Annotated in this window: 19 protein-coding genes; 9 read left to right on the top strand and 10 right to left on the bottom strand. The window is 60.0% G+C overall.

The window, feature by feature from the left end:
* Positions 1 to 3: 3 nt before the first annotated feature.
* Positions 4 to 486 carry a disulfide bond formation protein DsbA gene (locus AADW22_RS09080; RefSeq protein ID WP_407473553.1) on the bottom strand — a complete coding sequence of 161 codons (483 nt, stop codon included), beginning with the start codon at positions 484 to 486 and terminating at the stop codon, positions 4 to 6.
* Position 487: 1 nt separating this feature from the next.
* Positions 488 to 1,231, bottom strand: coding sequence for a DsbA family protein (locus tag AADW22_RS09085; RefSeq protein WP_037945007.1), 744 nt, complete (start codon positions 1,229 to 1,231; stop codon positions 488 to 490).
* Positions 1,232 to 1,370: 139 nt separating this feature from the next.
* Between AADW22_RS09085 and AADW22_RS09090 the strand changes: the two genes are divergently transcribed.
* The 5 genes from AADW22_RS09090 (at position 1,371) to AADW22_RS09110 (ending at position 9,233) form a co-directional block, all read left to right on the top strand.
* Positions 1,371 to 2,513, top strand: a complete 1,143-nt coding sequence (locus tag AADW22_RS09090; RefSeq protein WP_407473554.1) for a pyridoxal phosphate-dependent aminotransferase — start codon at positions 1,371 to 1,373, stop codon at positions 2,511 to 2,513.
* 68 nt (positions 2,514 to 2,581) lie between these two features.
* Positions 2,582 to 3,796, top strand: coding sequence for an N-acetylmuramoyl-L-alanine amidase (locus AADW22_RS09095; RefSeq protein ID WP_306284805.1), 1,215 nt, complete (start codon positions 2,582 to 2,584; stop codon positions 3,794 to 3,796).
* Between the two features lie 128 nt (positions 3,797 to 3,924).
* Positions 3,925 to 6,477: a penicillin-binding protein 1A gene (locus AADW22_RS09100; protein ID WP_064215743.1), complete on the top strand. Its 2,553-nt coding sequence runs from the start codon at positions 3,925 to 3,927 to the stop codon at positions 6,475 to 6,477.
* Between the two features lie 102 nt (positions 6,478 to 6,579).
* A complete protein-coding gene (prfB, locus tag AADW22_RS09105) occupies positions 6,580 to 7,704 on the top strand; it encodes a peptide chain release factor 2 (RefSeq protein ID WP_009826942.1) in 1,125 nt (374 codons plus the stop codon).
* Positions 7,705 to 7,820: 116 nt separating this feature from the next.
* Positions 7,821 to 9,233, top strand: a complete 1,413-nt coding sequence (locus tag AADW22_RS09110) for an amidase (RefSeq protein ID WP_407473555.1) — start codon at positions 7,821 to 7,823, stop codon at positions 9,231 to 9,233.
* Positions 9,234 to 9,236: 3 nt separating this feature from the next.
* Here AADW22_RS09110 and AADW22_RS09115 read toward each other — a convergent pair whose 3' ends face one another.
* Positions 9,237 to 10,019, bottom strand: coding sequence for a helix-turn-helix domain-containing protein (locus tag AADW22_RS09115; protein ID WP_260002313.1), 783 nt, complete (start codon positions 10,017 to 10,019; stop codon positions 9,237 to 9,239).
* A gap of 209 nt (positions 10,020 to 10,228) precedes the next feature.
* Here AADW22_RS09115 and AADW22_RS09120 point away from each other — a divergent pair, with 209 nt between their 5' ends.
* Complete coding sequence (locus AADW22_RS09120) at positions 10,229 to 10,573, top strand: hypothetical protein (RefSeq protein ID WP_064215740.1); 345 nt, start codon at positions 10,229 to 10,231, stop codon at positions 10,571 to 10,573.
* Positions 10,574 to 10,616: 43 nt separating this feature from the next.
* Here the strand turns inward: AADW22_RS09120 and ilvN are convergent, their stop codons facing one another.
* The 4 genes from ilvN to AADW22_RS09140 form a co-directional block, all read right to left on the bottom strand.
* The gene (gene ilvN / locus AADW22_RS09125) at positions 10,617 to 11,177 is read right to left on the bottom strand and encodes an acetolactate synthase small subunit (protein ID WP_009826946.1); all 561 of its coding nucleotides are present in this window, start codon (positions 11,175 to 11,177) and stop codon (positions 10,617 to 10,619) included.
* Between the two features lie 76 nt (positions 11,178 to 11,253).
* Positions 11,254 to 13,005: an acetolactate synthase 3 large subunit gene (locus tag AADW22_RS09130; RefSeq protein ID WP_037944177.1), complete on the bottom strand. Its 1,752-nt coding sequence runs from the start codon at positions 13,003 to 13,005 to the stop codon at positions 11,254 to 11,256.
* A 334-nt stretch (positions 13,006 to 13,339) separates the two neighbouring features.
* Complete coding sequence (locus tag AADW22_RS09135) at positions 13,340 to 14,002, bottom strand: response regulator transcription factor (protein WP_132996665.1); 663 nt, start codon at positions 14,000 to 14,002, stop codon at positions 13,340 to 13,342.
* A gap of 32 nt (positions 14,003 to 14,034) precedes the next feature.
* Positions 14,035 to 15,438, bottom strand: coding sequence for a cache domain-containing protein (locus tag AADW22_RS09140; RefSeq protein WP_037944178.1), 1,404 nt, complete (start codon positions 15,436 to 15,438; stop codon positions 14,035 to 14,037).
* A gap of 260 nt (positions 15,439 to 15,698) precedes the next feature.
* On the opposite strand from AADW22_RS09140, the gene AADW22_RS09145 reads away from it, so the two are divergent.
* From AADW22_RS09145 to AADW22_RS09155, 3 genes are all read left to right on the top strand, one after another.
* The gene (locus AADW22_RS09145) at positions 15,699 to 16,787 is read left to right on the top strand and encodes a TRAP transporter substrate-binding protein (protein ID WP_005853304.1); all 1,089 of its coding nucleotides are present in this window, start codon (positions 15,699 to 15,701) and stop codon (positions 16,785 to 16,787) included.
* A gap of 141 nt (positions 16,788 to 16,928) precedes the next feature.
* Complete coding sequence (locus AADW22_RS09150; RefSeq protein ID WP_407473556.1) at positions 16,929 to 17,897, top strand: TRAP transporter small permease subunit; 969 nt, start codon at positions 16,929 to 16,931, stop codon at positions 17,895 to 17,897.
* 15 nt (positions 17,898 to 17,912) lie between these two features.
* Positions 17,913 to 20,267, top strand: a complete 2,355-nt coding sequence (locus AADW22_RS09155) for a TRAP transporter large permease subunit (RefSeq protein WP_005853308.1) — start codon at positions 17,913 to 17,915, stop codon at positions 20,265 to 20,267.
* 98 nt (positions 20,268 to 20,365) lie between these two features.
* On the opposite strand, the gene AADW22_RS09160 is transcribed toward AADW22_RS09155, so the two are convergent.
* From AADW22_RS09160 to AADW22_RS09170, 3 genes are all read right to left on the bottom strand, one after another.
* Positions 20,366 to 21,187: an arginyltransferase gene (locus AADW22_RS09160; protein WP_005853310.1), complete on the bottom strand. Its 822-nt coding sequence runs from the start codon at positions 21,185 to 21,187 to the stop codon at positions 20,366 to 20,368.
* 67 nt (positions 21,188 to 21,254) lie between these two features.
* A complete protein-coding gene (locus AADW22_RS09165) occupies positions 21,255 to 21,701 on the bottom strand; it encodes an RDD family protein (RefSeq protein ID WP_005853312.1) in 447 nt (148 codons plus the stop codon).
* 69 nt (positions 21,702 to 21,770) lie between these two features.
* Positions 21,771 to 22,178: a DUF2852 domain-containing protein gene (locus AADW22_RS09170; protein WP_407473557.1), complete on the bottom strand. Its 408-nt coding sequence runs from the start codon at positions 22,176 to 22,178 to the stop codon at positions 21,771 to 21,773.
* Positions 22,179 to 22,271 lie beyond the last annotated feature (93 nt).

Consider the following 22,271-nt stretch of genomic DNA (forward strand, 5'->3'; position numbering starts at 1 on the left):
GCGTTACGGGGCCAGATACCGCCGCAGCACGATGTCGGGCATATGGCCACGCAAGATGCGGTCTGCCATCACGTAGAAGGGAGGCTCGGTCATGCCAAGCTGTGCCGCAAGGGCGGCGCTGGCAGGATCAGACATCATGTGGTGCGTGAAGATAATGCTATATGTATCTGTTATCGCCTCTAATTCCGCCAGCGCCCGACCGCAGTCTGCGCAGTCGTCGCCGGTAAACAACGCAATCGGCGCTCCGGCTAATACTTGATCTGTCAGGGATGCGATAAGCGCGAGATCCGCCTGCGCCTTCTCTTGATAGGCTTCGGCAGCATAGTTGCGGGGGGCCACAGCGGGTGCTGCAAGCTCGGGCTCTGCCACAAGCAACGCCCGCACTTCTTCCCCCAAGGCGCGCCGTTCTGCTTGGGTCAGCGCGCCAAAGTCGGTCTGCGCGGCCACCGGGAAGGCCGCCACGCAACAAGCCAATGCCAGTCGCATCTTAGCCGCGTTTTTCTTCCAGAATGGCTTTCATCTGGTCGTAAGGCAGATAGCCGCGCAGCAGTTCGTCCTGCATCACAAAGGTCGGTGTGCCGGAAATCTGCAGCGTTTGTGCCAGCGCGCGGGTCTTTTCGATCTCGGCGGTGACTTCGGCACTGTCCATCTTTTCCTGAATGGCCTCGGCATCCAGATCAAAGCTGTTGGCCAAGCGTCCCAGCGACGTCGGGGTGATGTCGCCGTTAAAGCTCATCAAGGCGTCATGCACGGATTTATAGGCCTCGTCCCCCGCAACGATCTTGGTTGCGATGGCAAAGCGCGAGGCGACCATGGATTGTTCGCCCAGAATCGGCAGTTCTTTCACGATAAAGCGGATGTTGCCGTCGCCATTGACCAGCTTTTCAACCTCGGAGAACGCTTTTTTGCAGTAGCCGCAGCGGTAGTCCATGAACTCTACGATGGTCATGTCGCCTTCGGGGTTGCCACCGACATAGGAATAGCCGTCGTCAAAGATCGCGGCAGCATTGTCGGACACCAGCGTGAAATCCGCCTGCGCCTGTGCTTCGGCCTGACGGGCCTGCAGCTGGTTCACCGCTTCCATGATCACTTCGGGGTTTTCCATCAGATAGGCGCGGACCTCGGCGCGGAATTGCGCGCGTTCGGCATCGGTCAGTTCGGTCAGGTCCATCGCATGGGCGGGGGCTGTCAGGGAAAGGGCCACTAGGGCGGGGGCGATCAGCTTTTTCATCAGGGTCACTCGCTTGTTGTTGCGCAGGGGTGCAGGCACCGGTTGCAAGGGTGGTGCGCGATTTTGCCAGCGCGCACAAGGGTTGACGGCACCGGCGGGGTGCGGTGAAAGGTTCGGGCTCAACAGTAGGATCAAGCCCATGCGCATTTCAACCCGATCTCAGGTCGATCCCTTTATCGTGATGGATGTGATGCAGGCCGCCGCCGCCGCCGAGGCGGAGGGTCGCCACATCATCCATATGGAGGTTGGCCAACCCGGCACGGGCGCGCCCAAAGGGGCCAGCACCGCATTGACCGCCGCGATGGAGCAGGGCGCGCTTGGCTATACCGTCGCATTGGGGCTGCCTGCGCTGCGCCAGCGGATCGCGCGGATGTACGGGGAGTGGTACAATGTCGATCTGGACCCGAACCGCGTGGTCATCACCTCTGGCTCGTCGGGCGGGTTTATCCTGACGTTTACCTCGCTCTTTGATACCGGGGACCGCGTTGGCATCGGGGCACCGGGGTATCCCAGCTACCGCCAGATCCTCAAGGCGCTGGACCTTGCCCCCGTCGATCTGCCCACCTCGCTTGGCAACCGCTTGCAGCCGGTGCCTGCGGATTTCGCGGGCATGGACCTGCAGGGGTTGTTGGTGGCGTCGCCGGGCAACCCGACGGGCACGATGCTGGATCACGCTGCCATGTCCGCGCTGATCGACGCGACGAAAGCGCAGGGGGCATCCTTCATCTCGGACGAGATTTACCACGGCATCGAATACGAGAAAAAGGCCGTGACCGCGCTTGAGATCACCGATGATGTCTATGTCATCAATTCGTTTTCCAAGTATTTCTCTATGACCGGTTGGCGTGTCGGCTGGATGGTTGTGCCAGAGGATCACGTGCGGGTGGTCGAACGGATCGCGCAAAACATGTTCATCTGCGCCCCCCACGCCAGTCAGGTCGCCGCCCTTGCCGCGATGGATTGCACCGATGAGCTTGAGGCGAATATGGATGTCTACCGCGCCAACCGCGCGATGATGATCACCGGCCTGCGCGAGGCGGGCTTCACTCGGTTCGCGCCCCCCGACGGGGCTTTCTATGTCTACGCCGATGTGTCCGAGCTGACGGATGACAGCCGCGCATTGGCGCGGGATATTCTGGACAAGGCGGGTGTGGCCGTGACCCCGGGGCTCGATTTCGATCCGGTGCGCGGGCATCGCTGGCTGCGGTTTTCCTATGCGCGCAGCACCCAGGATATTGCCGAGGGGCTGGGGCGGCTCAAGACCTATATGGCGGCCCGCTGAAAGGCTGGCTCGGGTTGCGGCGGGGTGCTATACCTGCCGCAACCACCCCGAGCAGAACGGTGACAGGCATGCGTATTCTTCCCATTATCGCAACGGTTTGCGCGCTGTCCTTGCCAGCGTCCGCGCAGGATCTGACCGCGCTGGCACGCGTGGACCCTAACAAAAGCGCCATCTCGGATGGTTGGTTCGGGGGCACGACGCTGACGCTTGGGCTGAGCCAGGGGGTGCCGTTTCGGGTGTTCTTGCTGGATGATCCGGCGCGGCTGGTGGTCGACTTCCGCGAGGCCGACTGGAGCGGTGTGAACACCAAAGACCTGCTGCCTGAACCCGGACGGATTACCGGTCTGCGCTTTGGCCCGTTCCAGCCCGGTTGGTCGCGGCTTGTCGCGGATCTGGCCGAACCGATGATCCCGCGCGAGATCGGGATGCCGGTCAACAAGGGCTCCGGTCACGCCACGCTTGAGATCGCGTTGACATCCGTCACCCCCGAGGAATTTGCCGCCGCCGCCGGTGCGCCCGTTGATCCGGCGTGGACCATGGCGCTGGCCGCACCGCCCAAGGCGGTTGCCGACCTGAAAGAGGTGCCGTTTCGCGTGGTGCTGGACCCCGGTCACGGGGGCGTTGATCCGGGGGCAGAGACAGATGGTATCCTGGAAAAAGACCTGATGCTGTCCTTTGCCCAAGCGCTGCGCGATACATTGGTGCGCGACGGGGTCGATGTGGTGATGACCCGTGACACGGATCATTTTGTCGCGCTCGAAACCCGCGTCGCCATTGCGCATCAGGCCGAAGGCGATCTGTTCATCTCGCTCCATGCGGACAGTTTGCAGCACGGCGGCGCAAAGGGGGCGACGGTCTATACGCTGTCGGACGACGCCAGCGATACTGCCACCGACCATCTGGCCGCACGCCACAACCGCGCCGATATTATCGCAGGGGCCGACCTGACCGGATCGGATGACGAGGTCGCCAGCGTGCTGCTTGATCTTGCCCGCCAAGAGACAGAGCCGCGGTCGGTTGCCGCCGCTAAAGTGCTGGTTGAAGGCATGAAAGCCGCCGGCGGTCCGATGAACCGCCACCCGCTGCGCAACGCGGGCTTTTCGGTGTTGAAATCGGCTGACATCCCCTCGGTCCTGATCGAAATCGGGTTCCTCAGCTCGAAGCGTGATCTTGCCAATCTGCGAGACCCGATCTGGCGGGCGGTCATGGTGTCGGCGATTGCGGATTCCATCGCCAAGTGGCGCGACGCGGATGCCGCGCTCAAGCCCTTGATTCGCCAGTAAACCGCACCCGAACGCCCCTCTAGGTGTTGCGCGGGTTACCGCACAGGGCCACTGCATCGTGTTTTGACGATTCCCGCAGGGTTGCGTATAGACGGGTCACCAACCCTCCTTGCAAGGAACTGCCAGCCGTGTTTCGTTTGATCCTGTCTTTCTTCGGGGGTATTTTTACCACCCTCACCATGAGCATCGGTATGGTCGCGCTGACCATCGGCGCGGTGTTCTGGATGTATGGCCGCGATCTGCCCAGCCACGAATCCCTTGCGCAATACACGCCCCCGACGATCAGCCGGATTTATTCGGGGCAGGGGCGGTTGATCGACGAATTCGCCAAGGAACGCCGCCTGTTCGCGCCGGCCAACACGATCCCGCCGCTGATCAAACAGGCCTTCATCTCGGCCGAGGACAAAAACTTTTATACTCACGAAGGCTATGACCTGCGCGGCATCGGGGCGGCGGCTGTAGATGCGGTGCGCACAAGGGGCAAGGATGTGCGCGGTGCATCGACCATCACGCAGCAGGTGATGAAGAACTTTCTTCTGTCCGGCGACCGTCGGGCTGAACGGAAGATCAAGGAAATCATCCTCGCCGCACGGCTTGAGGAAACGCTGCCCAAGGAAAAGATCCTTGAACTTTATCTGAACGAGATCTTCTTGGGCCAGAACTCCTACGGTGTGGCCGCCGCGTCGCAGACCTATTTCAACAAGACATTGGGGGAGCTGGCCCCGCATGAGGCTGCGTTCCTTGCCTCGCTGCCCAAAGCACCATCTGATTATCATCCCGTGCGCCGCAAGGACCGGTTGCTGGCACGCCGGAACTTCGTGCTGCGCGAGATGAAGGAAAACGGCTATATCACCCCCGCCGTCTACGAGACCGAGGTCGCACAGCCCTTGCGATCGGTGCAGAACGGGGACTTTGAAAGCTTCAAGGCCGAACTGCCGCCGCGCGATTACTTTACCGATGAAATCCGCCGCCAACTGTCCGAGAACTTTGGCGAGGGCGAATTCTTTACCGGCGGTCTGACCGTGCGTGCCACCATCGACAACGAGATGCAGCCCATTGCCGCACAATCCTTGCAGCAGCAGCTTGAGGAATATGATCGCGGCATCGGTATCTACCGCGGCACCGGCAAGAAGATCGCGCCCGAAAAGCTGACCACCGAGGCGGATTGGCGCGAAGCGCTGTCGGACACCCGTGTGCCACGTGACGTTGATCTGGAAAACCCGTGGTATCCCGCCGTGGTGCTGAGCCTGACCAATGACGCCGCCCGCATCGGGATCGAAGGCGTGGATGAGGACGCGGACGGTCATTTCATCCCCGCCAAGGATGTCCAATGGGCGCGCAAACGTCTTGAGAACGGCAAGCTCGGCAACCGCGCCCAAGTGCCCGCTGACCTGCTTGAGGTCGGCGACGTGGTGCTGGTGCGCCGCATGACTGCGGATAGTGACGGGTCGTTCATCCGCTGGACTTTGCGTCAGATCCCGGAAGTGCAGGGCGGCTTTGTCGCAATGGACGTGAATACAGGGCGCGTGATCGCGATGCAGGGCGGTTTCTCCTATCAGGCGTCGGTGTTCAACCGTGCGACGCAGGCGAAACGCCAGCCGGGGTCGAGCTTCAAGCCCTTTGTCTATGCTGCGGCATTGGACAGCGGCTATACCCCTGCGACCATCGTTGTGGATGCCCCGATCGAGATCAACACACCCCAAGGCATGTGGCGGCCGCGAAACTCGTCGAACAAGTTCTACGGGCCGACGCCCCTGCGGACGGGTATCGAACAGTCGCGGAACCTCATGACCATCCGTCTGGCGCAAGAGGTCGGAATGAACACCGTTGGCGACTATGCCGAACGGTTCGGGGTCTATGACAACCTCTCGCCGGTACTGGCCAACGCGCTTGGCTCGCAGGAAACGACGCTTTACCAGATGGTGTCGGCCTATGCGATGTTCGCCAATGGTGGCGAACGGGTGCAGCCGACGCTGGTGGACCGTGTGCAGGACCGTTATGGCCGCACTGTCTACAAACACGACCAACGCATCTGTAACGATTGCCAGCTTGAAACGCTGGCCCCCGGTGTGGGGCCGCGCATCATCTCGAACCGCGAACGGGTGATGGACCCGATCACGGCCTATCAGCTGACATCGATGATGAAGGGCGTCGTGGATCGCGGTACGGCGCGTGGGGCGGTGAACCTGCCCGTGCCAATCGCGGGCAAGACCGGCACCACCAACGATGCCAAAGACGTCTGGTTCGTCGGCTTCTCAAGCAACATCGTGGCGGGCTGCTATATCGGTTTTGACAATCCGCGCTCGCTGGGGCGTCGTGCCTATGGGGCGGGGATGTGTGGTCCTGTGTTCCAGCGGTTCATGAGCGAAGCGATCAAGAAATACGGCGGCGGCCCCTTCGAAGTGCCCCCCGGCGGTCACTTCATCAAGATCGACCGCTTCACCGGTGCGCGTCTGTCTGACAGCGCCGCAGGTCCCAACGTTGTGGCCGAATACTTCCGTGATGGCGAAGAGCCGCTGTTCGGGATCACCTTTGATGGCGGCTTTGCGATGGGTGCGGATCTGCCTCTGGTCGAAGAAGCCGGCGGCGGCGCGCGCGAGGTCACAACCTCTACCGGTAAAAAGGCGCGTGTCGGGCCCAAGGCAAGCTTTGGCAGCATCAGCTCCGGCGGGTTGTACTAGGCCCGGCCCCATTCTACAGCGCTTGCCCAAGTTGCGGCGCTGGTCTATTTGAAACGCGGCCCCGGCTATTCGGGGCCGCGATCTATTTAAAGGCAGGATACCATGCGCGCAGATGCACAAAATACAGCGGATAAGATCAGCAAATCGCTGGAGCTGTTGGCACAGCGTCTGGACGTCGAAACCGCGCCATACCGTCTGGAAGAATTCAACGCCCGTGTCGAAGACCCCAATCTGTGGGATGATCCCGATGCGGCGCAAAAACTGATGCGCGACCGTCAGGCGCTGGTCGATTCCATCGCCACCTACGAGGGCATCAAACAAGAGCTGGCCGATAACATCGAACTGATCGAACTGGGCGAGATGGAAGGCGACGACGAGGTCATCGCAGAGGCCGAGACCGCGTTGAAAAAGCTGGCCGAGACAGCCGCCCAGAAAGAGCTGGAAGCGCTGTTGAACGGCGAGGCCGACGGGAATGACACCTTCCTTGAAATCAACGCAGGGGCAGGCGGCACCGAAAGCTGTGACTGGGCCAATATCCTGTCGCGCATGTATGTCCGTTGGGCCGAGAAAAAGGGTTATAAGGTCGAGCTGCAATCCGAAAGCCCCGGCGAAGAGGCGGGGATCAAATCGGCGACCTACAAGATCAGCGGCCCGAATGCCTATGGCTGGCTCAAGTCGGAATCCGGTGTGCACCGTCTGGTGCGGATCAGCCCCTTTGACAGCGCCGCCAAACGGCACACGTCCTTTACCTCTATCTGGGTGTATCCGGTGGTGGACGACAACATCGAAATCGATATCAACCCCAGCGACATCCGCATCGACACCTATCGGTCCTCGGGGGCCGGTGGTCAGCACGTAAACACCACCGACTCGGCCGTGCGGATCACGCACCACCCCACCGGCATCGTCGTGACCAGCTCTGAGAAATCGCAGCACCAGAACCGCGACATCGCGATGAAGGCGCTGAAATCGCGGCTGTATCAGATGGAGCTGGACCGCCGCAACGCGGCCATCAACGAAGCCCATGAAAACAAGGGCGATGCGGGCTGGGGCAACCAGATCCGGTCGTACGTCTTGCAGCCGTACCAGATGGTCAAAGACCTGCGCACCAACTTTGAAACCTCGGATACCAAAGGGGTGCTGGATGGTGACCTTGACGGGTTGATGGGGGCCGCGCTGGCGCTTGCCGTGTCGGGCAAGACCCGCGCCGAGGCGCAAGAAGGCTAAGGCCAAATATCAGGCAACTGCGCGCGGGCGGCCTTGTCTCGTGCAGCACTTTTCCCGGCACCCCTTGCATCCCGCTGCGGCCTTCCGTTCTATGACCCCGAACGGAGGGCTCTGCCATGAACATACTAGACATCGGGGCCTTGGACCAATCGGAGGCTTTGGCGAACGGCAGCCTGACGGCGCGTGCTTTGATGGAGGCCACGCTAGAGCGGATCGACGCCGTGAACGGCGCGGTCAACGCCATCGTCGCGCTGCGCCCGCGGGCCGAGCTTCTGGCCGAAGCCGATCGGGCCGATGCCACGCCTCGGGTCGGATGGCTGCACGGTATTCCCATTGCGATCAAGGATTTATCCGATGCCGAAGGCTTGCCAACCGCCAAGGGATCACCGCTGTTCGCCGGTGCGATTGCCCAGAAGGACAGCGTCTTTGTCGCCCGCATCCGCGCGGCGGGGGCGATCATCATTGGCAAGACGAACACGCCTGAATTCGGGTTGGGCAGCCACACGTTCAACCCCGTCTACGGCCCGACGCGGAACCCCTATGACCACACACGCTCGGCTGGCGGGTCTTCGGGCGGGGCGGCGGCTGCTTTGGCCACGGGGATGCTGAGCATCGCGGACGGCTCCGACATGATGGGCAGCCTGCGCAACCCCGCGGGCTGGAACAACGTCTACGGCATGCGCCCCAGCTGGGGCACAGTACCGGCAGAGCCAGAGGGCGATATGTTCCTGCATCAGCTGAGCATGGCAGGCCCGATGGCGCGCTGCCCCCGCGATCTGGCGGCTTTGCTGGACACGATGACCGGAGAGGACCCCAAACAACCCCTCGGCCTGTCACCCGCGCCGAGCTTGCCGCAGATGGACACCCCGTCGCCCGCGCGCCGTATCGGGTGGCTGGGCGATTGGGGCGGGGCATTCGCCTATGCAGACGGGATCGAGGACGTCAGCAAAGCGGCCCTGGATCAACTGGTCGCCCTGGGGCATCGGGTGACCGCTGTGCCAGCCCCCTTTGACGCAGACGCGATGTGGAACAGCTGGACCACGCTGCGGTCTTTTGCCGTTGCTGCCGGATTGGGCGCGCTCTACCGCGACCCGGAAAACCGCGACAAGCTCAAGCCCGCCGCCCAATGGGAGATCGAGCGCGGGCTCGGGTTCACGGGGCAGGAGGTGCAGCAAGCCAGCCTGACGCGGTCCGATTGGTATCGCCGTGTCACCGCGCTGTTTGACGAGGTTGACGTGCTGGTGCTGCCTTCGGCGCAGCTTTGGCCCTTTGACGTTGATCAGGTGCATCCGACACAGATCGCCGAACGGGACATGGATACCTATCACCGCTGGATGCAGGTCGTGGTGCCTGCCGGTCTGGTGGGGCTGCCGGTTGTCAACATCCCCGCCGGTTTCGGCGCAGGGGGGCTGCCTGCGGGGCTACAGATGATCGGACCGCGGGGCAGCGATACGGCGCTGCTTCAACTGGCGCAACAGTGGCACGCGGCAACGCAGTGGCCCCAGATGCGCCCGCCGCCGCTGACATAGCGGTCATTCAAAGGCGAATTCGGTGCGCAGAAGGTGGCGGTGAAAGGGTTCAAGATCGCTTGCCTCGCACAGCCCCTTCAAGCGGGCGGCCTGCAACACGGCCGACGGGGTTTGCGGCAGGTATTCATAGACCAGCCGCGTCGCTCGCAACCCGATCGAATTTTCCGGCACCGTGCGGGTGATGTATCCGACCCAGAAATTATTGTTGAACGACGCGATCCGCCCCAGATAGTTGAACGAAGAGGTCATCGCGCCGCGCCGCGAGGCGATAATGGCGATGCCTTCTTCCTGCTGCAGCACCACGCCGCGATACTCGCGCAATTCCGAATGGGTGGGCAGGCTTTGGATGCGCATGGCGTGAGGGGCCTCGTAGCCGCGCAGATAGGTATGCCGGCCACTGCGAAAAACCATAACCAATCCCAAGGCGAATTTCTCGGGGTAAAGAAAACTGCGACGCGAGAAGCGGTAGAAACCACTGGGAAACGTGGCTTCGGGCAGGTCCAGCGCGCCCGAAACGATAAAGTCGCCCATGAAATCCGGCGGGGAGGGTTCGATCTTCTTGATCTCTTCCAAGGGCTCCAGAAGGACACGCGCATCAACGTCGAAAAACTTGCACATCCGGTCCAGAATATCGGGGCGCGGAAAGCTTTCCCCCGACAGATATCGATTGAACTGTGTGCGATTGATCCCCAGTTCCTGCGCGAGGTAGGTGATGGAGGGGTAACCTACTGAAAGTTTTTTTAAATTTGACCCGAAAATTGTCCTGATATCGGCGGGGTTCGTCATGAAATCAGTCCGTTAAAATTAATTGAACTAAACCTCACAACCTTTGAACGAATTTGCAAGGAGATTTGCAATATACGGCTGTTTAATGACGCTATTCAGCGTCAAATTCTGGTGCGCGCGACACAAAATGATTTCGTAAAAAAATCGACAATTTGTAAAAATGACATGATTATCTCTCATGTCTGCAAGCATCTGGAAGGAACAGTTAAATGTACGGTGTGGTACTTTGGAGCGATGCCCGAGCCAACAAAGCTGTGTTCTGGTGCGAGGATCACGGCGACCTTGCGTATTTCCAAGGTGACCCCGCGACAGTGAACCAGACGACGAGCTGTTTCGATGCCGGTGATCTGGTCCAGTTCGAGGTCTACCACGAGGCCAAGTTGCGCAAGGCGCTTAACCCCAAGGTCGTGCGATCCAAGGCGGACGCTGATTTGCCGAACAAACTGCTGCGCCATTCCGCGGGCATTACCCGAAAGCAAACAGGCGGCGAGGTGCTTCCATTCCGCCCAAAAGCCGCCCCGCCGGTAGAGTTCCGCCATCGCGGTCAGGCCTAGTCCGGCCGAAGCCGGCCAGACGTCAACCTGCCACTTCAGCGCATCAGTCGCCGCGCGACAGGGCTGCCACACCCGTCCGTGCCACGGACACCAGCCCCAAGGGGCGCATCAATTCGGCAAATGCGTCAATCTTCTCGGGCGCGCCGGTGATCTCGAACACGAATGTTTCCAAGGTGCTATCGACAACGTTGGCGCGGAAGATATCCGCCAGACGCAGGGCTTCGACACGTTTGTCCCCGGTGCCATTCACCTTGAACATCGCAAGCTCACGCTCGACCACGGGGCCTTCGACCGTCAGGTCATGCACCTCGTGTACTGGCACAATCCGCCCCAGCTGCGCCTTGATCTGCTCGATCACCTGCGGCGTGCCCGAGGTGACGATGGTGATGCGGCTAAGGTGGCCTGTGTGGTCAACCTCTGCCACGGTGAGGCTGTCGATATTGTATCCACGGCCCGAAAATAGACCGATGACGCGCGCCAGCACACCGGGTTCGTTCTCGACCAGTACGGCCAGCGTGTGGCGTTCGATCACATCCGAGAAATTGGGACGTAGGTTATAGGCGGAATGGCTGTTGGAGCCTTTTTTGATCTTTAGGGCTGACATGACACTGTCCTTCTAAGATTTGTTCAATCTCGGCGCGCGACCCCGCGCCGATGTGTTTCCTTGTGCCGTTGGCGGCTTAGACCAAGACCGATCCTTTGGCGTCGATCACACCTTGTGTATCGACACCGGCCAGCATCATGTCGTTATGCGCTTTGCCCGACGGGATCATCGGGAAACAGTTTTCGTGTTTTTCCACCAGACAGTCAAAGATCACCGGACCGTCATAATCGAGCATCTCCATGATCGCGTCGTCCAGATCATCGGGGTCCGAACAGATGATCCCCTTGGCCCCGAAGGCTTCGGCCAGCTTGACGAAATCGGGCAGGGATTCAGACCAGCTTTGGGAATAGCGCTCGCCGTGCAGCAGCTCTTGCCACTGGCGGACCATGCCGAGGCGTTCGTTGTTCAGGATGAACTGTTTCACCGGCAGGCCGTATTGCATCGCGGTGCCCATTTCCTGCATGTTCATTAGCCAGGAGGCTTCGCCCGCAACGTTGATGACCAACGCGTCAGGATGCGCCATCTGAACGCCGATGGACGCAGGGAAACCATAGCCCATCGTCCCCAACCCGCCAGAGGTCATCCAGCGGTTCGGATCCTCGAAACCAAGGTATTGCGCGGCCCACATCTGGTGCTGGCCCACCTCGGTGGTGACATAGCGGTCACGCCCTTTGGTCAGCGCCTCAAGCCGCGAGAGCGCGTATTGCGGTTTGATGATCTTGCCCTTTTGCTCGAACTTGAGGCAGTCAACGTTGCGCCATTCCTCGATCTTCTTCCACCATTTGCCAACGGCTTCGGTGTTTGTCTTGCGGCCGCGCGATTTCCAGACCTTCAGCAGGTCTTCCAGCACATGGCCCACGTCGCCGACGATAGGGATGTCCACGCGGATGATCTTGTTGATCGACGAGGGGTCGATGTCGATATGCGCTTTCTTGGATTTCGGGCTGAACATGTCGACAACGCCGGTGATCCGGTCGTCGAAGCGCGCGCCGATGTTGATCATCAGATCGCAGTCGTGCATCGCCATGTTGGCCTCGTAAAGACCGTGCATCCCGAGCATCCCCAACCATTTGTCACCCGACGCCGGATAGCTGCCAAGCCCCATCAAGGTAGAGGTGATGGGAAAGCCTGTCGCCTCGACCAATTCGCGCAGCAGTTGCGACGCCGCAGGGCCGGAGTTGATGACGCCGCCGCCGGTATAGAAAATCGGGCGCTTGGCGGTCTCGATGGCGGCCACCAGTTCGGTGATCTCGGTCATGTCGCCTTTGACGGGCGGCTGGTAATGCGAGGTGGACGGCTTCTTGGGCGTGTATTCCCCCGTGGCGAATTGCACGTCTTTCGGGATGTCGACCAGAACGGGGCCGGGGCGCCCGCTGGTGGCCACATGGAACGCCTCGTGCAGAACGCCGCCCAGCTTGTCGGTCTCTTTCACCAGCCAGTTGTGCTTGGTGCAGGGGCGGGTGATGCCCACGGTATCGGCCTCTTGAAACGCGTCAGAGCCGATCATGAAGGTCGGCACCTGACCTGTCAGGACCACCAGCGGAATGGAATCGAGCAAGGCATCCGTCAGGCCGGTCACCGCATTGGTGGCACCCGGGCCCGAGGTGACAAGAACAACGCCCGGTTTTCCGGTCGAACGCGCATAGCCTTCGGCAGCATGGACCGCCCCTTGTTCGTGACGCACCAGCACGTGTTTGATGCTGTTTTGTTGGAACACCTCGTCATAGATCGGTAGGACAGCGCCGCCGGGATAGCCAAATACGGTATCGACACCCTGATCAATCAGGGCTTGAACGATCATTTTCGCTCCGGTCATTTTACGTGTCATCTTGGTGCTCCGTCAGGCGGTGGTTTATCAAAAAATACGTTGCGCAAAAAAAAGCCCCCGATTTTGACGGGGGCGCATGGTGACTATTATGGTCTGCCGTTACCGGCCCATGCGCGTGTGTCTTAGAATGACGACGATATCTGTCAAAGCTAGATCTGTCATAGCCAAAGGCCCCTCATTGCGTGCATGGACATTATGAGCGCCACAAAGGGGCGTCAATGCTCTATTGTCGATAAAAGTGTCGCTGGGTGCAAAAAATCTTTTCATTTATTGCGCGAAATCCTGAATTTTCTAATTTTTGCAAAATTGGGGGCATTTCTCGGGCCGATATCAGCTAGAGTCGCACTCCGGTCCCTTGCAGCACGCCGTGTTCCATCGCATAGCGCGTCAGCCCTGCGGTGGAAGAGATGCCAAGCTTGCGTTTGATATTCTTGCGGTGGGTTTCGACGGTGCGCACAGAGATATCCAAGGTCAGCGCGACCTCTTTGTTGGATTTCCCCTGTGCCAGTTGCAACAGGATCGTCTGTTCGCGTTCGGTCAGGGATTCACGCGCGGCATCCTTGGGTTCAAGCGACCCTTGCGCGCCGGTGCACAGATACCGTTCGCCGCGCATCACCGTATCGATCGCCAGCTTGATCTCGTCCGTCGGCACATCCTTGAGGATATACCCCATAGCACCGTGGCTCAGCGCCGAAGAGATATATTCGGGGTTGTCATGCATCGACAGGATCACGATGCGGGTGTCGGGCTGGCGTTCCAGCAAAATCTCGGTCGCGGACAGCCCGCCGATCTCTGGCATGTTGAGGTCCATGAGGATCACATCAGGGTCCAGTTCCGCGACGCTCTCAATCGCGGCGCGGCCATTGGGCAGACAGCCGACCACATTGATATCGTCATAGCTTTCAAGAATGGACTGGATGCCTTCGGCGACCATCGGGTGATCGTCCACGATCATCACTTTGATCAACTCGGGCGGCTGGGTGTCTGAAAGGGTCATGGGGCAGCTTTCGGGAAAGGGCATATCAGGGCTTAGGGCAGGGCGGTCGGCGGCGGACGCAGCATATGGGTCAGCGGGACGGTAGCGGTAATCTCGGTGCCGCCTTGGGCAGAGGTTTGCATGGTCAGCGTACCGTCTAGCTGTTCGATCCGCTCTTGCATATTGCGCAGGCCCAACCCTCCGGCGGTGGAGCGTGTCTTGGCCAGCCCCAGCCCGTTGTCAGAGATCGACAGCGTCGCGCCCTGTCGGTGACCGCGCAGATCGACGATGACTTCGGTAGCGCGAGCGTGACGTTCGATATTGGTCAGCGCCTCTTGCGCGATCCGGTAAAGCGCGATCTTGGCCTCGTCGTCCAGGCGGTTGCGGAATACCACGGTGTCAAAGCGGCACTGAATACCGGTGCGCAGGGCGAATTGTTCGACCAGCGTTTTCAGCGCGGGACCAAGGCCGAGATCATCCAGAATACTGGGGCGCAGGTCACGGCTGATACGGCGCACTTCGGCGATGGCCTGCGCAAGGCTGTCGATCCCCTTTGCCAAAGGCTCTGCCGCGCGGGCGTCGCCCCTTTCAAGCCGGCGTCGCGCATTGTCGAGCGCATAGCGCACCCCCACCAGGATCTGGCTGATGCCGTCATGCAGTTCGCGCGCCACGCGGCCACGCTCTTCCTCTTGGGCGTCAAATACCCGCTGCGTCAGCTTTTTGAGCTTCGCATCCGCAAGCCGCCGTTCCCGCAGGTTGACCAGCATGCCCGTGCCAAACACCAGCAGCAGGGCGGTCACCGTAATAACGCCAATATAGAAGAACGTGCGCTGCACCCGCGCCTGCACGTCGGATCGCGCCGCGGCCCCGCTGGCAAGCACGTCGTCGATGAACACACCCGTCCCCACGGCCCACTGCCAACTGGGGAAAGAGGTGACATAGGTGATCATCTGCGCATCCTCTCCGGTAGAGGGTTTGGGCCACATATAGGTGTGATACCCGCCGCCACTCCGCGCGATGCGGATCAGCTCGTCCACCACGGGCGTGCCGTCGCTGTCCGTTTCGCCGGCAAAGTTGCGGTTGATCCGGTCCGTCTGGCGCGGGCTGACAAGGGCGGTGCCGTCGTAGTCATAGACAAAGAACTGACCTTCCTCGCCATAGATCATCGCCGCGAGGATCTGCGCCACCTGCGATTTCGCCGCCCCGTCATCAGGAGAGGCGGACCCGTAGACGAAGTAAAAGCCGTTGCGCGCCTGTGTCACATAATTGCGCAGCTCTACCTTCTTGGCGTCCAGCAACTGCTGTTCGAGCGTTGAAATCTCTCGGTCGGCCACCGCGCGCGCCTGCAGTGCCACGACAAAGGCAATCGCCGTCACCGCCAGCACCAGCGGCACAGAGGCGATGAGCGTCAGCTTTTGGGCGTAGGTGGGGGCGATCATGAAAGACGGGCGGCGCATGCAGCGCTGATACTGGGAAATCCACGCGAATCAAAGTGCTAGATGCAGTCACAATTCACCCGCTATACGCGTGTATGCACAACATATGGCAGGTGCGGCGGGATATTTGCCGTATATTTTGGCGGTAAATCTGCACCCTCTACGCAGTAGTTGGTATTTTCAACCATTCGCTTTTGCGTAGAGTGAACGACACTTGAAATGACCCGCGCGCATATAATGAAGCGCGGGCACCCTCATATAACTCGGGAGGAGTATCCAATATGGACCGTCGTTCATTTCTGAAGACATCCGCGCTTGGCGGGTCTGCCGCCGCTGCATCGACACTGGCCGCACCGCTGTACGCCCAAGGCAAACGCACGCTGACCATGGTCACCGCATGGCCCCGTGGCTTTGCCGTGCTTGATGACGCCGCGACCTACCTCAACAACATGGTTAACGAGATGTCTGACGGCACGTTGACCATCGAAAAGAAAGCCCCGGGCGAGCTGGTCGGCGCGTTCGAGGTCTTTGACGCCGTTTCCTCCGGTCAGGCGGATATGTATCACGCGGCTGACTACTACTTCATCGGCCAGCACCCCGGTCTGGCGTATTTCACCGCCGTGCCTTTCGGTGCCACAGCACAAGAGCTGACCAACTGGTATCTGCACGGTGGCGGCCATGACCTGCACAACCAGATCGGTGAAATCTTCAACATGAAGATGTTCCTCGCCGGTAACTCCGGTTCGCAGTCCGGTGGCTGGTTCCGCAAGGAAATCAACTCTGCCGCGGACTTCAACGGCCTGAAATTCCGTATGCCCGGTCTGGGTGGCAAGGTGCTGGGTAAACTGGGCGCGTCTGTTCAGAACATCCCCGGTGGCGAACTGTATCAGGCGCTGTCCTCCGGCGCGCTTGACGGGCTGGAGTGGGTTGGCCCCTTCGCGGATGAGCGCGCGGGCTTCCAGGAAGTCGCCAAGATCTACTACACCGCTGGTTTCCACGAGCCAGGGTCGGGCCTGACCGCATCGGTCAACCTTGACGTGTTCAACGACCTGACACCGGCACAGCAGAAGATCATCGAATATGCATCGATGGCGACCACGCACACCGGTCTGGCCGAAACACTCGCCAACAATGGTGCCGCCTTGGCGCGTCTGCAGCAGCAGGGCGTGAAAACCATGCAGTTCCCCGATGATGTCTGGGATGCATTCGGTGCGGCCTCCAAAGAGGTTATGGACGAGAACATGGACGACTCCCTGTTCGCCGACATCCGCAACAGCTTTGAATCCTCGCTGTCCGCATCGGCTGAATGGCTGTCCAAATCCGACGCCTATTATGTCGAACAGCGCCAGCGCGTTCTGGGCAAAATGTAAGCCATCCCCACGGGATGACAGGGGGGCTGCCTTTGGGCGGCCCCGCACGCGACTTTGCGATCCGGAAAACGGGCGCGCAAAGCGAGGATAATTTTCGCACCAAGCCCACACTGAAACCGGGCGGGCGAAGGGGGGATATCAATGGCAGAAGATGCAGTATGCGCTGGATTTTTCCGCGCGGCGGAAGGGGCCAAGATCAGCTGCTTGGACCAGTTCCAGGAAGGCAACCTGATCAGCTTCATTCTGGGCAACCTACTTGAAGCGTTCTACAATTTCTTTGCAGCGGTGCTGAACCCGTCCATGTGGCTGGACTGGTCCAATAGCGAAGCCTTGATGCGCTTCATCTATTACGGTGCCTCGGTCGAGCTGTTCTTTGTCTTGCTCGTCGGGCTGCTGATCGTCACGGCTGTCGGCATCTGGAAACGCAGCGTTATGTGGGGATGTGTGCGCGGGCTTGAAGGCTTCGCCAATGTCACCGGGCGTTTCTTTGCCTGGGCCGGGCTTTTGATGGTGCTGCAACAGATCATCATTGTCTTCATGCAACGTATTTTCACCCGGCCCGATATCTCTATCGGCTTTGGTATTCCGCTGCAGTTCGACATCAGCTGGTTTGCAGAAGAGTTGAAGCTTTTCAATGCGTTGGTCGTCTGTCTTTGTGTGTCCTACACCTTTGTACAAGGCGGGCATGTGCGCGTTGACCTCTTCTATGCCGGCGCAAAATTCCGTACCAAGCGCGTGATCGACATGTTCGGCGCGCTGTTCTTCATGATCCCCTTCGCGATTGTCACATGGCTTTATGGCTGGTTCTTCCTGTGGCGCCATCTGGTGACACCGAACCCATCGGCCTCTGACCGGTTGGAGCTGCTGCTGCGCAAGGCGCGCTTGCTCAAGTGGAACGTGGAAACCATCGGCTTTTCGCCCAATGGGTTCAACGGCTACTTCTTGTTCAAGATCCTGCTGTGTGCCTTCTGCGCAATGGTGATCTTGCAAGCAATATCAGTGTTTTATCGCGCTTTGTTAGAGTTCCGTGAAGGGCCTGAAAGCGAAGATAAATATCTCGACCGCGATACGTTGGGCGAGGGCGAAGAAGCCTATGAGGGCACACATTAATTCAAGGGGCGTCCCATGCTATTTGGTCTCGACGGGGTCGAAATTGGCCTGATCATTGTTTTTGCCTGCCTCTTTGGCGGCATCCTGTCCGGTTTCCCGGTGGCCTTTGCCATCGGCGGTGCTGGCATCATCTCTTTCGGTATCATCGCCGCACTCGATAGTGCGGGTCTGATGGTGCATCAGGCGATTGACCAATCGTCGCAAGCCTATCGCGATCTGGTGAACTCGGGCGTTCCCAATGACGCGGTATCGAAATTCCGCTATCCGGATTTGCCGCTGATCGGTGAATCTGTCTTCCCCCAAGGCTGGGAAGTCGCGCTGGACCGGAACGTCAGCTTTATCGTGAACCGTATGAACGAACGCGTTCTGGCGGGGCAGTCGATCGAGACGCTGCTGGCGGTTCTGATGTTCGTTCTGATGGGCATCACGCTTGAACGGTCGAAGATCGCGAACGACTTGTTGACCACTATGGCGCGCGTCTTCGGCCCGCTGCCCGGCGGTCTGGCGGTGTCGATTGTGGTTGTGGGCGCGTTTCTTGCGGCCTCTACCGGGATCGTGGGCGCGACGGTTGTCACCATGGGGCTGCTGGCGCTGCCGACGATGTTGCGCAACAACTATTCGCCTGAAATCGCGACAGGCGTCATCGCAGCCTCCGGTACTTTGGGGCAGATCATTCCGCCGTCCATCGTTATCGTCCTTCTGGGCACATTGGCGGGCGATCTATACTCCGCCGCCCAGGAAGCGCGTGCCACCGCCGTAGGCTGTACCGATGCGCTGACCTACCTTGGCCAGCCCGCGGTTGTGTCTGTGGGTACGCTGTTCCAGGCCGCGTTGCTGCCGGGGATCATGCTGGCGCTGCTTTATGCGCTTTACGCCTTTGTCTATGCGCTGCTGAACCCGGAAAAAGCCCCCGCAGTGCCAATGGGGGCGACCAATGCGGAACCCATCACGCGGGGCGAAGGCTTTACCTGGTTCCTTGGCATGCCAGCCCTGCTGATCGTGGGCACGATTGTTCTGGGCAACCTTGGCATCGTGGGCAGCCAGTCGACTGTCGTGTCCAGCTTTAGCGACATCGGGCAGGGTGCCAGCCTGCGCACCAACGTAGGCGAGGCCTGTCAGGCCGCGATGATCGAACTGCATGGGCAAAGCGCATGGGATCAAGCGGTAACCGAGCAAGCCGCGATCGAGGCGGCGGGCGGTCAACAGGCCAGCGAAAAACTGACCGAAGAAGCGCTGGCCGCCAAGCAAGCTGAAAAGATTGCCAATGCCGCCCCCATCGGGACCGGTGTTGCGATCATCCTGATCCTGCTGGCGCTGGTCATGACGACCGGTCGCGGTGTCGCACCATCGGCGGACAAACGGCCGCTGATCATCGGTGGCATCGGTCTGGTGCTGACACTGCTGGTCGATATCCTGCTGGTCGGTCCGGCTACGTCCTCGGGCGCGATGGTGCTGCTGATGGCGCTGCCTTTCGTGGCTGTCATGTATGGTGTGGTCTATGCGCTGAAGCTTTGCGCCGGTAACGAGCTGATCCGCGTGGTCTTCCCGCCGCTGGTCCTGATCGTTGCGGTACTGGGGTCGATCCTTGGCGGGATCACCAACCCGACGCCTGCTGCGGCCTTGGGGGCAGGTGGCGCGATCATGCTGGCCGCCTATCGTAAGCTCAAGGATATGGACCGTTCGCCCAAGGTGATCATCTGGTCAACCCTGGCCATCCTGATCGCGATCCTTGTCGGCGTGAACTTTGACCTGCGCATCAACCAAGAGGGCGTGAGCGTCGAAAGCTGGTTTGCCTTCTTCGTCGCCTATGGCGCGTATCTATACGCGGTGTTCGGTCTGCTGTTCTCGTGCTGGATCCTCTATACCTCGGGCGTGCTGAGCCCCGTGGTCCGCGAGACGGCCAAGGTGACCTCGATGGTGTTTACCATCCTGATCGGGTCGCAGTTGCTGAACCTTGTGGTGATCTCCTTTGGTGGCGAACACTACATCCAGCAGTGGTTGAAAAGCTTCGACAACGAGCTGACGGTCTTCCTGATCGTGATGCTGGTGCTCTTTGTGCTGGGCTTCGTGCTCGACTTCCTCGAGATCATCTACATCGTGATCCCGATTGTCGGGCCGGTGATCTACGGCGGCACTTTCGACCCGAAGTGGGTGACGATCATGATTGCGGTGAACCTGCAAACGTCGTTCCTGACACCGCCCTTCGGCTTCGCGCTCTTCTACCTGCGCGGCGTGGCCCCGGCGAGCGTCACCACCTCGCATATCTACCGCGGGATCATTCCTTTCGTCTTGATCCAGGTCGGGGCACTGGCGCTGTTGTGGATGTTCCCGGTCATCGTGACCATCGTGCCGGACCTGATCCCCAACTGATCGGGGGTCAGGCCACCACAAAAACAAAAGGCACCCCCGCGGGGTGCCTTTTTCGTTTCAGCGGATGGCAGCGGTTCAATGTGCCGCAGCGCTCCGGTTTACCCTTTGGTCGGGCTCAGATCGGGGAGGGCGATATTCGCCACCTGTTCGGCAATCGGGTCGGTGTTCAGCGGATGCTGTTCGGGTTCGAAATCATCGGGGTTGCGCATCTTCTGCCACGCGCCGCCCATATAGACCTCAAGCCCAGAGAACTTGGCCTTATAGCCCATCTTGGGGCTGCCGGGCACCCAATAGCCCAGGTATACATAAGGCAGACCCGCCGCACGGGCGATTTCGATGTGGTCAAGGATAATGTAATTACCCAACCCGTCACGGGGCCGGTCAGGGCTGTAGAACGAATAGACCATGCTCACCCCGTCATCGAGCACATCTGTCAGGCAGACGCCAATCAGCTCGCGGGTTTGGGTATCGGTATATTCGATCACACGGCTGCGGATCGGGGTTTCCTCGATCATCGCGGCAAATTCGAAGACATCCATATCGGCCATGCCACCGTCTGCGTGGCGACTGTCAAGATAGGTGCGGAAGAGGTCGTATTGCTCTTCCGTGGCCCAAGGCGAAGTCGCCCGCCGCGTCAGCCCCGCGTTGCGCTTGATTGTGCGCTTCTGGCTTTTGCTGGGGGTGAAGTCGGCTACGTTGATGCGCGCCGACAGACAGGCCGCGCAATCCGTGCAAGACGGGCGATACAGTACATTCTGCGACCGCCGGAAGCCTTGCCCCGACAGGCTGTTATTCAGCTTGGTCGCGGAGTCGCCCTGCAGCGCGGTGAACAGTTTACGTTCCATCCGGCCGTCCAGATACGGGCAGGGCTGGGGCGCAGTCACATAGAACTGCGGAGCGATGGGAAGTGTATGGCGCATGAAAATCCGTTGTTGTTCGGAGGAAATTCTAACAACTGGTCCAAAGCGCGCCAAGCACAAGTTTGGGTCAGTTCACGCTTTCGACACGACGGTTCAGCGGGACTGTGCCGAGGATCACGTCGCTCAGGCTCTGATGGCGCGAGGTGGCGCAGATCAGAATGATCGAAATCACCTGCAAAGGCATCATGGCAACGCTGACCGTATAGCCCGAAGTATGCAAGAACGCCGAGGCCAGATCCAGCGGTTCATCGCGCGCCGTGCGCAATTCCATGCCGAACAGGCGCATGCCCCAAGTGGCCGACCCGCTGGCAAGCGTCGCCACACGGTAGGTAAAGCCCACCATCAGCATCAGCAGCGGGAAAAAGAACAGGCCGGTGAAGGCGGTGAACGGCAGGATCAACACGCTGGCGATCAACACCAGCAGGGCGTCAACAACCCAAGCCATGAACCGCTTGGTCGGAATACCGCTATAGAATTCAGGCTGGTCGAATGGATCGGGGGTGGTGGGGGTCATCATGTCCTGTCCCTTGTGAATAGTGGCCCCCCGCCGTGGCGGAGGGGGTTTTGATTGAAAGCGCAGGCATTAGGCCTTTTGCGCATCATCGTCGTTTTTGGAGCCTTCGGCCATGAACTGGTCGAACTCTGCCTTGTCCTTGGCATCGCGCAGACGGCTCAGGAAGGCTTCAAAATTGGTTTGCTCTTCCTCCAGACGGGCCAGGGTGTCGGCCTTATAGGCATCAAAGGCGGCGTTTCCGGTTGAACGCCCGGTGATAGACCCACGGCGGGCGCGTTTGCTGCAAGACGAAGATTTAAACATGCGTTTGCTCCAGATCATATAGGCAAGAAGGGCAAGGCCAAGCGGCCAGAAAAGAATGAAACCGACAACCATGGCGGCGATCCAGGCCCCTTTGCCCTTGTCGTCAAGAAAGTCCTCGGTACGGCCCAGCCAACTGCGTTGTGCGGCGTAGGTGGGTGCATAGGTCTGTGTCATCAAGTTCCCTTTCGGTCAGAGTGTGGTGGCCCTGAACGCTGCGGGCCGGTGCGGTGGCGGGCAATGTAAATGCCTTTCACATTACATTAGATC

The organism is Sulfitobacter sp. PM12, from assembly GCF_045586035.1.
GTDB lineage: Bacteria > Pseudomonadota > Alphaproteobacteria > Rhodobacterales > Rhodobacteraceae > Sulfitobacter > Sulfitobacter pontiacus.

Excerpts from the sequence above, each read along its gene's own strand:
- AADW22_RS09080 (WP_407473553.1), bottom strand. The coding sequence starts at position 486 with ATGCGACTGGCATTGGCTTGTTGCGTGGCGGCCTTCCCGGTGGCCGCG.
- AADW22_RS09085 (WP_037945007.1), bottom strand. The coding sequence starts at position 1,231 with ATGAAAAAGCTGATCGCCCCCGCCCTAGTGGCCCTTTCCCTGACAGCC.
- AADW22_RS09090 (WP_407473554.1), top strand. The coding sequence starts at position 1,371 with ATGCGCATTTCAACCCGATCTCAGGTCGATCCCTTTATCGTGATGGAT.
- AADW22_RS09095 (WP_306284805.1), top strand. The coding sequence starts at position 2,582 with ATGCGTATTCTTCCCATTATCGCAACGGTTTGCGCGCTGTCCTTGCCA.
- prfB (WP_009826942.1), top strand. The coding sequence starts at position 6,580 with ATGCGCGCAGATGCACAAAATACAGCGGATAAGATCAGCAAATCGCTG.
- AADW22_RS09110 (WP_407473555.1), top strand. The coding sequence starts at position 7,821 with ATGAACATACTAGACATCGGGGCCTTGGACCAATCGGAGGCTTTGGCG.
- AADW22_RS09115 (WP_260002313.1), bottom strand. The coding sequence starts at position 10,019 with ATGACGAACCCCGCCGATATCAGGACAATTTTCGGGTCAAATTTAAAA.
- AADW22_RS09120 (WP_064215740.1), top strand. The coding sequence starts at position 10,229 with ATGTACGGTGTGGTACTTTGGAGCGATGCCCGAGCCAACAAAGCTGTG.
- ilvN (WP_009826946.1), bottom strand. The coding sequence starts at position 11,177 with ATGTCAGCCCTAAAGATCAAAAAAGGCTCCAACAGCCATTCCGCCTAT.
- AADW22_RS09130 (WP_037944177.1), bottom strand. The coding sequence starts at position 13,005 with ATGACACGTAAAATGACCGGAGCGAAAATGATCGTTCAAGCCCTGATT.
- AADW22_RS09135 (WP_132996665.1), bottom strand. The coding sequence starts at position 14,002 with ATGACCCTTTCAGACACCCAGCCGCCCGAGTTGATCAAAGTGATGATC.
- AADW22_RS09140 (WP_037944178.1), bottom strand. The coding sequence starts at position 15,438 with ATGCGCCGCCCGTCTTTCATGATCGCCCCCACCTACGCCCAAAAGCTG.
- AADW22_RS09145 (WP_005853304.1), top strand. The coding sequence starts at position 15,699 with ATGGACCGTCGTTCATTTCTGAAGACATCCGCGCTTGGCGGGTCTGCC.
- AADW22_RS09150 (WP_407473556.1), top strand. The coding sequence starts at position 16,929 with ATGGCAGAAGATGCAGTATGCGCTGGATTTTTCCGCGCGGCGGAAGGG.
- AADW22_RS09155 (WP_005853308.1), top strand. The coding sequence starts at position 17,913 with ATGCTATTTGGTCTCGACGGGGTCGAAATTGGCCTGATCATTGTTTTT.
- AADW22_RS09160 (WP_005853310.1), bottom strand. The coding sequence starts at position 21,187 with ATGCGCCATACACTTCCCATCGCTCCGCAGTTCTATGTGACTGCGCCC.
- AADW22_RS09165 (WP_005853312.1), bottom strand. The coding sequence starts at position 21,701 with ATGACCCCCACCACCCCCGATCCATTCGACCAGCCTGAATTCTATAGC.
- AADW22_RS09170 (WP_407473557.1), bottom strand. The coding sequence starts at position 22,178 with ATGACACAGACCTATGCACCCACCTACGCCGCACAACGCAGTTGGCTG.